This window comes from Bradyrhizobium sp. Ce-3 (genome assembly GCF_022835695.1).
Classification (GTDB): Bacteria; Pseudomonadota; Alphaproteobacteria; order Rhizobiales; family Xanthobacteraceae; genus Bradyrhizobium.
This window is the reverse complement of sequence record NZ_BQUV01000001.1, coordinates 832932-844963: the sequence shown is the minus strand read 5'-3', so window position 1 is coordinate 844963 and position 12032 is coordinate 832932. Positions and strand designations below refer to the sequence as shown.

Sequence of the window (12032 nt, the reverse complement as noted above, 5' to 3'; positions counted from 1 at the left end):
TTCCTTGCTATTCCGCGGCCTGCAGCCGGGCCGGTGCGGGACCGAAATCTTCCCGGAAGTGTTTCAGTGCGCTCATCACGGGGTAGGGCGTGAAGCCGCCGAGCGCGCACAGCGAGCCGAATTTCATGGTGTTGCAGAGGTCTTCGATCACGGCGAGGTTTTCCGCGACGCGCTCGCCGTTGATGATCTTGTTGATGGTCTCCACGCCGCGGGTCGAGCCGATCCGGCACGGCGTGCACTTGCCGCAGGATTCGACCGCGCAGAACTCCATCGCGAAGCGCGCCTGCTTGACCATGTCGACGGTGTCGTCGAACACCACGATGCCGCCATGGCCGATCAGGCCGTCGCGCGCGGCGAACGCCTCGTAGTCGAACGGCGTGTCGAACAGCGCGCGGGGGAAATACGCCCCGAGCGGGCCGCCGACCTGCACCGCGCGCACCTCGCGTCCGGTGAAGGTGCCGCCGCCGATCTCGTCGACGAGCTCGCCGAGCGTGACGCCGAATGCGGTCTCGAACAGCCCGCCATGTCTGATGTTGCCGGCAAGCTGGATCGGCATCGTGCCGCGCGAGCGTCCCATGCCGAAATCGGCATAGGCCTTGGCGCCGTTGTCGAGGATGAAGGGGATTGCCGCGAACGACAGTACGTTGTTGATCACGCTGGGGCGGCCGAACAGGCCTTTGTGCGCCGGCAGTGGCGGCTTGGCCCGCACGATGCCGCGGCGTCCCTCGAGACTCTCCAGCAGCGAGGTCTCTTCGCCGCAGACATAGGCGCCGGCGCCGACCCGTACCTCGATGTCGAATTCATGCGTAGAGCCGCCGATCCGCTTGCCGAGGAAGCCGGCGCGCCGGGCCGCCACGATCGCCGCGTTCATCGCCTCGACCGCATGCGGATATTCCGAGCGGATGTAGATGTAGCCCTTGGTGGCGCCGACCGTGATGCCCGCGATCGTCATGCCCTCGATCACGACGAAGGGGTCGCCTTCCATGATCATGCGGTCGGCGAAGGTGCCGCTGTCGCCTTCGTCGGCGTTGCAGACGATGTATTTGCGGTCGGCGCTGGCCTGCGCCACGGTCTTCCACTTGATGCCGGTCGGGAAGCCGGCGCCGCCGCGGCCGCGCAGGCCCGACGTGGTGACGTCGGCAAGTACCTGGTCGGAGCTCAGCGTCAGCGCGCGCTCCAGGCCTCGGTAGCCGCCATGGGCGCGGTAGTCGTCGACCGAGCGCGGATCGACCACGCCGCAGCGGACGAAGGTCAGCCGGGTCTGGCGCTTCAGCCAGGGAATCTCGTCTGTGACACCAAGCCGCAGCGCGTGCTCGCCGTTGCCGGCCATCGCATCGAGCAGTGACGGGACGTCGGCCGGCGTCACCGGGCCGAAAGCGATACGGCCTTGCCCGGTCGAAAGCTCGACCATCGGCTCCAGCCAGCACAGCCCGCGCGAGCCATTCCTGACGATCTCGATCGCCGCGCCACGCGCCGCCGCAGCCTGCGCGAAGGCGAGGGCGACATCGTCGGCGCCGACGGCGACGGCCGCGGCATCGCGGGGGACGTAGATTCGCATCGTCATCGCTGTGCCTCCGCAACCAGCGCATCGATCCGCGCCTCGTCGAGCCGGCCGACTACGCGGCCATCCAGCATCGCCGAGGGTGCGGTGGCGCACAGCCCGAGGCAGTAGATCGGCTCCAGCGTGACGCGCTCGTCTGCCGTGGTATTCCCCAGCGCAACGCCGAGCTTGGCCTCGGCGCGCGCCGCCAGCCGATCGCCGCCGGCGGCCTGGCAGGCCTCGGCGCGGCACAGCTTGAGGACGTGGCGTCCGGCCGGTTGCTTGCGGAAGTCATGATAGAAGGTGAACACCCCGTGCACCTCGGCGCGCGACAGATTGAGCGCCTCCGCCACCATCGGGATCGCGGGCTCCGGCACGTAGCCGAAGGCTTCCTGCAGCGCGTGCAGGATCACCAGCGTGGCGCCTTCAAGCCCGGCATGCTCGGCGATGATTTCAGCGCCGCGCGCCGTGTCCCAAGGTTCGTATCCCACCGTCATCCGCGCTTCTCACGATCCATTTTTTGCTTCGCACATCAGAGTTGGAATCGTTCGAAACATCAATAAAGCTGTCTCATGCGGCGATTGCGAAACGCGATTAATAGCGTTGCCAAATCGATCGATCCGGGATTGCAATAATGGTCTGGAATCACGCACTTCCGGGGCGCTTTGGATTTCGGGATCGCACCCTGATCGTGCTACCTATGGACGTATCGGGCTGCCGCTTGGGGGGCCGTTTTCGGAAGGGGTTTGAACCTTGATCGACAAGCTGGAACTTCTGCTGGCGCTGGCCAAGGAACGGCATTTCGGCCGTGCTGCGGAGGCCTGCGGGGTCACCCAGCCGACCATGTCGACCAGTCTCAAGCAGCTCGAGGAAATCCTCGGTGTCATGCTGGTGCAGCGCGGATCCCGCTTCCAGGGTTTCACGCCGGAGGGCGAACGGACGCTGGACTGGGCGCGGCGCATCGTCGGCGACGCGCGGGCGATGAAGCAGGAGATCAACAGCCTCAAGGACAAGCTGTCGGGCGAGATCCGGATCGCCGCGATCCCGACCGCGCTCGGCATGGTGGCCTCGCTCACCACGCCGTTCCGCGCGCGTCATCCCGATGTGCGCTTCCGCATCCAGTCGTGCACGTCGGCCGACGTGCTCGGCCTCCTGGAAAATCTCGAGGTCGATGCCGGGCTGACCTATATCGAGAACGAGCCGATCGGCAAGGTCCGCACCATCCCGCTCTACAATGAGAGCTACCGGCTGCTGACGGCGCCGGATGCGATGTTCGGCGACCGCAAGCAGGTGACGTGGAAGGAAGTCGGCACCGTGCCGCTCTGCCTGCTCACGCCCGACATGCAGAACCGCCGCATCATCGACCGCGCGCTGACCTCGGTCGGCGCCGAGGCGACACCGACGCTGACGTCGAACTCGCTGCTCGTGCTCTACACCCATGTGAAGACCGGACGCTGGGCCAGCGTGATGCCGGCCAAGCTCGCCGAGACGCTCGGCCTTGCCGATGCCGTGCGCAGCATTCCGATCGTCGATCCGGTGGTCGACTACAGCATCGGCCTCGTGATCCCGCAGCGCGATCCGATGACGCCGCTGATCGCAGCCCTGGTGCAGGTCGCGCGCGAGGTCGCGCCGAAGCTGGAGAGCGCGTAAGCGCGGCAATCGAGGCGCTTCTACGACGGTTCCCCTCCGGACGATCGCGGCGCCTCGGCGCGCGGCGAGGCAATCGTCCTGCGCTTCTCGCAATCGTGGAACTCAGCGGCGGCTGAGCGGTTTCATTGCGGCGTCCCGGTCAGCAAGCAGGAGCCGATTTGAATCGTCGCCAGTTACTCCACGGATCGGCCATGTTGCCGGCACTGATGCTCTTGCCGCAGCGGGAGGCCGCCGCGGCAGGGAACACGGCTGATGCACCCTTCAACCCCTCGATGGTGAGGGAGCTTGCCCGCAACCTCGCAGCCAAGTCGTTCGAGGCGCCGGACGAGAAGTTGCCGAATGGCCTGACCGACCTGACCTACGATCAGTACCGCTCGATCCGCTTCGCGTCGGAGCGCGCGCTGTGGCGCGGCGCGAAGCTGCCGTTCGAGGCGCAGTTCTTCCACCGCGGCTTCGCCTACAAGAACAAGGTCCAGATCTTCGAGGTCGCCGAGGGCAAGGTCAGCGAAGTCAAATACGGCAAGGACATGTTCTCGTTCGGCGAGACCGTGCCGGCGTTCACCGAGACCGATCTCGGCTTCGCCGGATTCCGCATCCACGCGCCGATCAACAAGCCGGACTATCACGACGAGGTCTGTGTCTTCCTCGGCGCGAGCTATTTCCGCGCCGTCGCCAAGGACGAGACCTACGGCCTGTCGGCGCGCGGCCTGTCGATCGATACCGGTGAGGCGAAAGGCGAGGAGTTTCCGTTCTTCAAGGCGTTCTGGCTCGAACGTCCGGTGCCCAACGCCACCTCGCTGGTGATTCATGCCTTGCTCGACAGCAAGAGCTGTGCGGCGAGCTACCGCTTCACGATCAGACCGGGGAAGACCACGGTGTTCGATGTCGAGGCATCGCTCTATCCGCGCGCCGATCTCGAGCACGCGGGTCTGGCGCCGATGACCAGCATGTTCTTCTTCGGGCCCAACGATCGCAACGAGGTCGATGACTTCCGGCCGTCGGTGCACGATTCCGACGGGCTCGCGATCTACAACGGCAAGGGCGAGAGCCTGTGGCGTCCGCTGAGCAATCCGCGCGACCTCCAGATCAGCACGTTCCAGGACATCAATCCGCACGGCTTCGGGCTGATGCAGCGGGAGAAGAATTTCTTCGCCTATCAGGACATCGAATCGAGCTTCGAGAAGCGTCCGAGCCTGTGGGTCGAGCCGATCGGCGACTGGGGTGAGGGCGCGGTGATCCTGATCGAGATTCCGACCAAGGAAGAGATCCACGACAACATCGCCGCGTTCTGGCGGCCGAAGGTGCCGCTCAAGGCCAAGAGCGAGACCAATCTCACCTATCGGCTGCATTGGGGACCTGACGCGCCGAAGCCGCATTCGCTCGCGCGCTTTACGCGCACCGGCATCGGCGCGCATGGCGAGAACGGCAAGCTGTTCGTGCTCGACCTGTTCGGCGACAATCTGAAGGGGATCGATCCCGGTAACATCAAGGGCGTGGTGACGGCCGAGAAGGCCGAGATCACCAACATCGTCACGCAGCCGAACCCCAATACCGGCGGATGGCGGCTCAGCTTCCAGTGCGCCGTCAAGAAGGACCCGATCGAGCTGCGCGCCCATCTGGCGCAGGACGACAAGCCGCTCTCGGAGATCTGGGTCTATCGATGGGCGCCATAGTCACGTCGCCTCGTCCCGACGTCGCGGCAGCGGCCGAAGGCTTCCTGCCGCGGGAGAGTCCGCTGGCCATGGCGGCGGCCGATCTCGGCCAGCCGCCGCGCGCGGTGCGCACGCCGGTGTCGGTTGGAGCCGGCATGTTGATGCGCCGCGCGTTCGTGCTGCTGCTGACGGTCGCGCTGACCGGCGCCGGCGCCTACGAGATGTACATGGTGGTGCAGGTCGGCGGCGTGACGATCATGGAAGGCATGGTGCTGGTGCTGTTCGTGGCGCTGCTCGCCTGGATCGCGTTCTCATTCGCCTCGGCGCTCGCCGGCTTCTTCGTCCTGCTTCGGCGCAAGGGCAACGCGCTGCCGATCCGCGACGATGGTCCGCTGCCGCAGCTTGCGAGCCGGACCGCGGTGCTGCTCCCGACCTATAACGAGAATCCACATCAACTGATGGCGCGCCTGCGCGCCATCCATGAGTCGATCGAAGCGACCGGGCAGGGCGGAAGCTTCGACTGGTTCGTGCTGAGCGACACCCGCGATCCCGACATCTGGATCGCGGAGGAGCAGGCGTTTCTCGCGCTCAGCGATGCCTGCGGCGGGCGGCTCTACTACCGGCATCGCGCCGACAACACCGCGCGGAAGTCCGGCAATGTCGGTGAATGGGTCACGCGGTTTGGCGGCGCCTACCAGTTCATGATCGTGCTCGACGCCGACAGCCTGATGTCGGGCGACACCATGGTGCGGATGGTGCATGCCATGGAGAGCAATCCGCAGGCGGCGCTGCTGCAGACGCTGCCGGTCATCGTCAACGCGCGCAGCCTGTTCAGCCGGCTGCAGCAATTTGCCGGCCGGCTGTACGGTCCGATGGTCGCCGCCGGCGTCGCGTGGTGGCACGGCTCCGAGGGCAATTACTGGGGCCACAATGCCATCATCAGGATCCAGGCATTCGCGGAGCAGGCCGGGCTGCCCGAGCTCACCGGCCGCAAGCCGTTCGGCGGACATATCTTGAGCCACGATTTCGTCGAGGCGGCGCTGATGCGGCGCGCCGGCTGGGGCATCTACATGGCGCCGGTGCTCGGCGGCAGTTTTGAGGAGGTGCCGCCGTCGCTGCTGGATTTTGCCGCGCGCGACCGGCGCTGGTGCCAGGGCAATCTGCAGCATCTCGCGGTGCTGACCACGCGCCGCCTGCACTGGATTTCGCGGCTGCATTTCATGACCGGGATCGGCTCTTACATCACCGCGCCGCTCTGGCTGTCGTTCCTGCTGCTCGGAATCCTGATCTCGTTGCAGGCGCGCTTCATTCGCCCCGAATATTTTCCGAAGGGTTTTTCGCTGTTCCCGAACTGGCCGGCGCAGGATCCCGTGCTCGCCGCCTGGGTGTTTGGCCTCACCATGGCGCTGCTGATCGTGCCGAAGCTGCTCGGCTTCATCCTGTTGCTGACGCGCTCGGACACGCGCCGGCAATTCGGCGGCGGATTCCGAACGTTCACAGGTGTCATCGCCGAGCTGCTGATCTCTGCGATGATCGCGCCGGTCATGATGGTGTTCCAGTCGATCGCCGTGGTCGAGATCCTGCTCGGCCGCGATGCCGGCTGGCAGACGCAGCGGCGCGACGACGGCGCGGTCGAGCGGCGCGAGCTCTATCGGAAGTACGGCGTCCCGACTGCCTGCGGCGTCGCGATGGCGATCAGCGCCTGGGCGGTGTCGTTGCCGCTGCTGCTGTGGATGTCGCCGGTGATATCAGGCCTGCTGTTCGCGATCCCGATCGGCGCCTGGACGGCGAGGCCCGCGATGCGCGCGCTGTTCGTGACGCCGGAGGAGAGCGGGCCGCCGAGCGTGCTGGTCCGCGCCAACGAACTGGCGGCGGCACCGGCTCGCGCGTCGGCGCCCGCGCTGGCGACGCTGCGGCAGGATTCCGGCTTGCTGCACCGTCATCTGTCGTCGCTTCCGCCGGCGCGGCGCGGCGGCCCGGGCGAGATCGATCTTCACCTCGCGGTGGCCCGCGCGCGGATCGAGGCCAGCGACAGTTTCGACGAGGCCGCCCGCCATCTCACGCCGCGCGAGACGCTGGCCGTTCTCGGCGATCCCGCGCTGCTGGAAGGGCTACTCGCGAAGTAGCGTGGGGCTCAGGCCGCTTCCGGCAGCCTGGTCTGCAGCGAGCGCGGATCGCGGGGCAGGGTGATGCGGACGACGGTGCCGACGCCGAGCTTGGAGCGCAGCTTCATCGAGCCGCCATGCAGATTGGTGAGCGAGCGCGCGATCGCAAGGCCAAGGCCCGAGCCCTGGTAGCTCTTGGTGAGCTGACTCTCGACCTGCTCGAACGGCTTGCCGAGCCGCCGCAGCGAGTCCGGCGCGATGCCGATGCCGCTGTCGGCGATCAAGAGCACGATCGAGTCATCGAGCATCTGGCCGCGCACCAGCACGCGGCCGTGATCCGGCGTGAACTTCACGGCGTTGGACAGCAGGTTGACGATGATCTGCTTGACCGCGCGGCGGTCGGCGACGACCGAGATCGTGCTTTCGATATCCGATTCCAGCGACAGCCCCTTGTGCTCGGCGCGGCCGGAGACCACCCGCAGGGATTCGCCCAGGATGCCGGACAGGTCGAGCGGCTCCATGTCGAACTTCATGCGGCCGGCCTCGATCTTCGACATGTCGAGAATGTCGTTGATGACCTCGAGCAGGTATTTCCCCGAGGTCAGGATGTCGTGGCAGTACTCCTCGTACTTGTCCGAGCCGAGCGTGCCGAACAGGCCGGAGCCCATGATCTCGGAGAAGCCGATGATGGCGTTGAGCGGCGTGCGCAGCTCGTGGCTCATATTGGCGAGGAATTTCGACTTCGCGGCGTTGGCGTCCTCGGCGCGGGTCTTCTCCTGCGAGTATTTTTCGGCGAGGTCGGCGAGCTCGACCGCCTGCCGCTCCAGCTCGGATTGCGAGCGCTGCAGGTCGATCACCGAGGCGCGCAGGCGCAGATCGTTGTCGACCAGCTTCTGCTCGTGCGCCTTGATGCGGGTGATGTCGGTGCCGACCGAGACGTAGCCGCCGTCCTTGGTGCGGCGCTCGCTGATGTGCAGCCAGCTGCCGTCGTCGAGCTGGGCCTCGAAGGTCCGCGCGCCCGGCGCCGGCACGCCGCTCTCATGCAGGCGGGTGCGCACTTCGGGCATGCTGCCGACCTCGATCACGGTCTCGTAGGAGGTGCCGGGGGCGACGGCGCTGTCGGGCAGCTTGTGCAGCCGCTGGAAGTGCGAGTTGCAGAGCACCAGGCGGTCATCGGCATCCCAGAGCACGAAGGCCTCCGGAATGGTCTCGATCGCGTCACGCAGCCGGAGATCGGCTTCCACCGACTTCTCGGCGAGGCTCTTCTGCTCGGTGACGTCGATGGCGATGCCGATCAGATGCAGGCCGCTGTCGGCCGCGGCGTGGCTGAGCTCGCAGCGCACGCGCAGCCAGATCCAATGGCCGCCGACATGGCGCATGCGGAAGCTCTGGTCGATGTGATCGATCTTGCCCGAGATCAGCTGTTCGGCGATGTCGAACAGGTTGATGTCGTCGGAATTCACCAGCGCGTTGACTTCGCCGAAGGTGAGCAGGTCGTTGCGGCTATCGAGGCCGAGCAGGGTGAACATCGATTGCGACCAGAAGATCCTGCCGCGCGACAGGTCCCAGTCCCACAATCCGCAGCGGCCGCGATTGAGCGCGGTGTCGATCCGGCCGCGCACGGCGTCGTTGATCAAGTCGCCCTCGCGGGCGCGGGTCGATTGCCAGTGGAACGCGAAGCCGAGGATCAGGACGACGAAGCTCGTCGTCGCCGACAGCGTCACCGAGAGCGCGGCGTCCGATCCCCAGATCGGCTCGTTCATCTCCTGGATGACGACGACCTGGCCGGGCAGCGACTTGACCAGCTGCGAGATCGCCAGCGCGCCGGTGCCGTTCGGCAGCGTCATGTCGCTGACCGTGCCCTGCTGGCCCGGCGCGATCAGGAGCTGGGCGGTGGAGACGATGTCGAGGATGCGGTCGTTCTCGCCGGCGCCATCGATCGGCACGCGCGCCAGCACGCGGTGATCGGCGCTGGTGATGATGATGTGGCGGCCGTAGGCTGCGCCCCAGGACGGGATCAGGTCCGGCAGCAGCTCCTGCATCCGCTCGATATTGCCGAGCCGGTCGCGCCGCACCGAGGTCAGGCGATCGAGACGCTCGGCCAGGATGTCGGAGAGCGCGGCGAGGTCACGCTTCATCGCGCCGCGCTTCTGCCGGTTCTGGTCGATCACCTGGACGAAGGCGCCGAGGCAGATCGTGATGAGGAAGGCGATGATCAGAGTAGGCACAGCGCGGCGCAGTGCAGGCTCGGCCGTCAAGAGCCTGTGATAGGCCGGTTTCGCGATCGACTGCGCCAATCCCTTGATCGAATCGGATTGGACGCACGCGTTCGCTGCATGCGCGCGCGCCATGCCTTAGACCCCCGCTCTAAGCTGATTTTTAACCGGATCGGATGCTCCCCACGATGCATCCGAATCATGATCATTTGAATCCAGATTTCCGGGACTGTCGAGAGTCAACGATTCGTTAATGCGAAATAATTCTTGTCAAAAACAGAATCGGGATGCGCAAACCGAGTCCGAAAGGAGAACGGCTCCGTAGAATTACGCGCGCGCCGGCTCTGCGTGACTGATCACACGCTTCACGGTGGGGAACGCGCGGCGCATCTTGCGTTCGATCTCGTCGACGCTTTCGTGCACCTTGATCACACTCATCGAAGGCGCGGCGCGGCAATGGAAGTTGACGATCTCGCCGGCGTCGGTGTTGCGCACCCGCACATTATGAATGTCGTGGATCGCGCCGCCATCGGCGAAGCCGGTCAGCGCGGTCTTGATGGCCTCGACGCGGCCGGGCGCGGCGTCGGTTCCCCACGGCAGCTCCGGCTCGAGCGGCTCGATATGGGTGTCGACCTCGACGTCTTCGCCAAAATCCTCGCGGATCGCGCGCTCGAGCTCGTGGGCGATGTCGTGCGCGGCGTCCAGCGCCATGTCGCTGTCGAGTTCGAGGTCGATGCTGACGATCAGCTTGCCGCCGATGTCGTGCACGGTGACGTGGTGGATGGCGAGGCCGGAATTGCGCGCGATCACCATGATGCGCTCGCGCACGCTCTCATTGTCGCGCGCCACCGGAACCGCGGTGAAGGTGAGGTCGGCGTCGCCGAAGGTCTTGGTCATCGCGGCCTGCGCCCGGCGCTTGATGTCCTCGACCCGGTCGATCGGATAGGTCCGGGGCACGGCGACGATGGCGTCGATGAAATGCGTGGCGCCGACCATGCGGACCCGCAGGCGATCGACCTCGACCACGCCAGGCACGGCCTTGATGGCCGCGGTGGCCTTTTCCAGCGCGCCTTCCGGCGCGCGGTCGAGCAGGGTCTCGACCGTCTCGCGCGCCATCCGCAGGCCGAGCAGGGCGATCATCACGGCAACCGCGATAGCGGCGGCCGCATCGCCCCACCAGAAGCCGAAGCCCGCCAGTACCAGGCCGACGATGACGGCACTCGAGCCCATCACGTCGGAAGCGAAATGCAGCGCGTCGGCGGCCAGCGCCTGGCTCTTGGTGTCGCGCGCGGCGCGATGCAGCGCGCGGGCGCGCCACAAATTGACGCCGATGTCGACGATCAGGACGATGAAGGGGACGGCCGAGATCGACGGCGGCGGCGCGCCCTCGCGCAGATGGCTGTAGGCCTGCACCAGGATGCCGCCGGCGAGCACATAGAGCAGGGCGATGATGAAGAGCGCCGACACGCTCTCGAACTTGCCGTGGCCGTAATGATGCTCGGCGTCGGCCGGCTGGTCCGACACCCGCACCACCGCCCAGGTGATGATGGTGGCGACCAGGTCGATCGTCGAGTGCAGTGCCTCCGAGATCAGCGCCAGCGAACCGATGGCGACGCCGACGACGAATTTTGCCAGCGCCATGCTGCCACTGGCAAGAATCGAGATCGCGGCGACGGATGTCTTGGTGTTGGGTGCGCTGGTGCTGGAAGAGCTCATGGGCGGCGGTGTAGCAGGCCATCCGTGAACATCAAGTGTCGTTCTTCACGCGCAATCGCCACTCACTTGCAATTGCATCATCGTATCAAGGTCACGCCGTCGTCCTGGCGAAAGCCAGGACCCATCACCACAGGGTTGTGTTGTAGAGGTGAGCTGTGGCCACTGCGTCGCGTCACCACCCGAATTCGGGGTAATGGGTCCTGGCTTTCGCCAGGACGACGCTGGATATGAGGTGTATCCAACGCAACGACGTCCGATCCACGTGTCATTCCGGGCGCGCCTCTTGGCGCGAGCCCGGAATCCATCGCGCCGCGAGACAAGTGGCGGAATGGATTCCGGGCTCTCGCTACGCGGGCCCCCCGGTGCGCAATTGCGCACCGGGGAATGACGAAGGGAGACCTGAAACGACACTTGCGATATATGAACCAATTGGTCTATATATCGGCGATGATCCGCCAGACCACCATGCGGTCGCCCCGTGGCCGCCCGCGAAGTTTCGATGTGGACACCGCTGTCGAACGCGCGATGAATGTGTTCTGGTCGCGCGGCTATCACGCCACGGCGCTGCCGGATCTGCTGCGCGCGACAAAACTCTCGCGCGGCAGCCTCTACGCCGCTTTCGGCGACAAGCACTCACTGTTCCTGCGCGCGCTCGATCGCTACATTGCCGATGCGCTGACGCGGATGGATGATGAACTCGACCCCCGCAGGGATCCGCTCGACGGCCTGCGGGCCTACCTTGCCGGTTACGTTGAGCGCACGTGCGGTGCCAACGGCCGGCGCGGCTGCCTGTTGGTGGCGACGGCGATGGAACTGGCCGGCCAGGATGCCGAGGTTGGCCGTCGCTTCACGAGCTTCTTCAAGATCATGGAGGCCAGGGTGGCCGACGCACTCTCTCGTGCGGAGACCGCAGGCAGATTGGCCGATGGCGTCGAGCCTTCGAGTGCCGCCCGAATTCTGATCTGTTTCCTTTGGGGGCTGCGCGTGGTCGCCAAAACGGCGCCGGCGCGCACCACGTCGCAAGCCACCGCTGACGCGCTGCTCGATCGCTTCGTCAAATAAGCAACTGTTGGAATGACCCTTGACGTCCTCCGGACGTCCGCGCGATCGGCGCGCCGATATATGGACCGATCGGTCTTGAAAGGAAAGATGC

General features: G+C 66.0%; 8 protein-coding genes. 4 read left to right on the top strand and 4 right to left on the bottom strand.

The window, feature by feature from the left end; translation table 11 throughout:
• Positions 1-7 precede the first annotated feature (7 nt).
• Both BRSPCE3_RS03940 and BRSPCE3_RS03935 read right to left on the bottom strand, forming a co-directional pair.
• Positions 8-1564: an NADH-ubiquinone oxidoreductase-F iron-sulfur binding region domain-containing protein gene (locus BRSPCE3_RS03940; RefSeq protein ID WP_244064348.1), complete on the bottom strand. Its 1557-nt coding sequence runs from the start codon at positions 1562-1564 to the stop codon at positions 8-10.
• A complete protein-coding gene (locus BRSPCE3_RS03935; protein ID WP_244064347.1) occupies positions 1561-2037 on the bottom strand; it encodes a formate dehydrogenase subunit gamma in 477 nt (158 codons plus the stop codon). Before BRSPCE3_RS03935 ends, BRSPCE3_RS03940 begins: the two co-directional genes overlap by 4 nt.
• Positions 2038-2293: 256 nt before the next feature.
• On the opposite strand from BRSPCE3_RS03935, the gene BRSPCE3_RS03930 reads away from it, so the two are divergent.
• From BRSPCE3_RS03930 to mdoH, 3 genes are all read left to right on the top strand, one after another.
• On the top strand, positions 2294-3190 hold the full coding sequence (locus BRSPCE3_RS03930) for a LysR family transcriptional regulator (protein WP_021082045.1): 897 nt from the start codon (positions 2294-2296) through the stop codon (positions 3188-3190).
• Between the two features lie 191 nt (positions 3191-3381).
• Entirely contained in the window at positions 3382-4863 is a 1482-nt protein-coding gene (locus BRSPCE3_RS03925; RefSeq protein WP_375709856.1) for a glucan biosynthesis protein G, read from the top strand.
• Complete coding sequence (gene mdoH, locus BRSPCE3_RS03920; protein ID WP_244064346.1) at positions 4851-6968, top strand: glucans biosynthesis glucosyltransferase MdoH; 2118 nt, start codon at positions 4851-4853, stop codon at positions 6966-6968. The genes BRSPCE3_RS03925 and mdoH overlap by 13 nt, the downstream gene beginning before the upstream one ends.
• Before the next feature lie 8 nt (positions 6969-6976).
• On the opposite strand, the gene BRSPCE3_RS03915 is transcribed toward mdoH, so the two are convergent.
• Together BRSPCE3_RS03915 and BRSPCE3_RS03910 are read right to left on the bottom strand one after the other, a co-directional pair.
• Positions 6977-9298, bottom strand: a complete 2322-nt coding sequence (locus BRSPCE3_RS03915; RefSeq protein ID WP_244064345.1) for a PAS domain-containing sensor histidine kinase — start codon at positions 9296-9298, stop codon at positions 6977-6979.
• A 192-nt stretch (positions 9299-9490) separates the two neighbouring features.
• Positions 9491-10879, bottom strand: coding sequence for a cation-efflux pump (locus BRSPCE3_RS03910; protein WP_244064344.1), 1389 nt, complete (start codon positions 10877-10879; stop codon positions 9491-9493).
• 465 nt (positions 10880-11344) lie between these two features.
• Between BRSPCE3_RS03910 and BRSPCE3_RS03905 the strand changes: the two genes are divergently transcribed.
• Positions 11345-11941 (top strand): TetR/AcrR family transcriptional regulator, encoded by a 597-nt coding sequence (locus tag BRSPCE3_RS03905; RefSeq protein ID WP_244064949.1) that lies wholly within the window; start codon positions 11345-11347, stop codon positions 11939-11941.
• Positions 11942-12032 lie beyond the last annotated feature (91 nt).

Bases quoted from the DNA above. Each gene is read 5' to 3' on its own strand.
- BRSPCE3_RS03940 (WP_244064348.1), bottom strand. From the start codon at position 1,564: ATGACGATGCGAATCTACGTCCCCCGCGATGCCGCGGCCGTCGCCGTC.
- BRSPCE3_RS03935 (WP_244064347.1), bottom strand. From the start codon at position 2,037: ATGACGGTGGGATACGAACCTTGGGACACGGCGCGCGGCGCTGAAATC.
- BRSPCE3_RS03925 (WP_375709856.1), top strand. From the start codon at position 3,382: ATGTTGCCGGCACTGATGCTCTTGCCGCAGCGGGAGGCCGCCGCGGCA.
- mdoH (WP_244064346.1), top strand. From the start codon at position 4,851: ATGGGCGCCATAGTCACGTCGCCTCGTCCCGACGTCGCGGCAGCGGCC.
- BRSPCE3_RS03915 (WP_244064345.1), bottom strand. From the start codon at position 9,298: ATGGCGCGCGCGCATGCAGCGAACGCGTGCGTCCAATCCGATTCGATC.
- BRSPCE3_RS03910 (WP_244064344.1), bottom strand. From the start codon at position 10,879: ATGAGCTCTTCCAGCACCAGCGCACCCAACACCAAGACATCCGTCGCC.
- BRSPCE3_RS03905 (WP_244064949.1), top strand. From the start codon at position 11,345: ATGCGGTCGCCCCGTGGCCGCCCGCGAAGTTTCGATGTGGACACCGCT.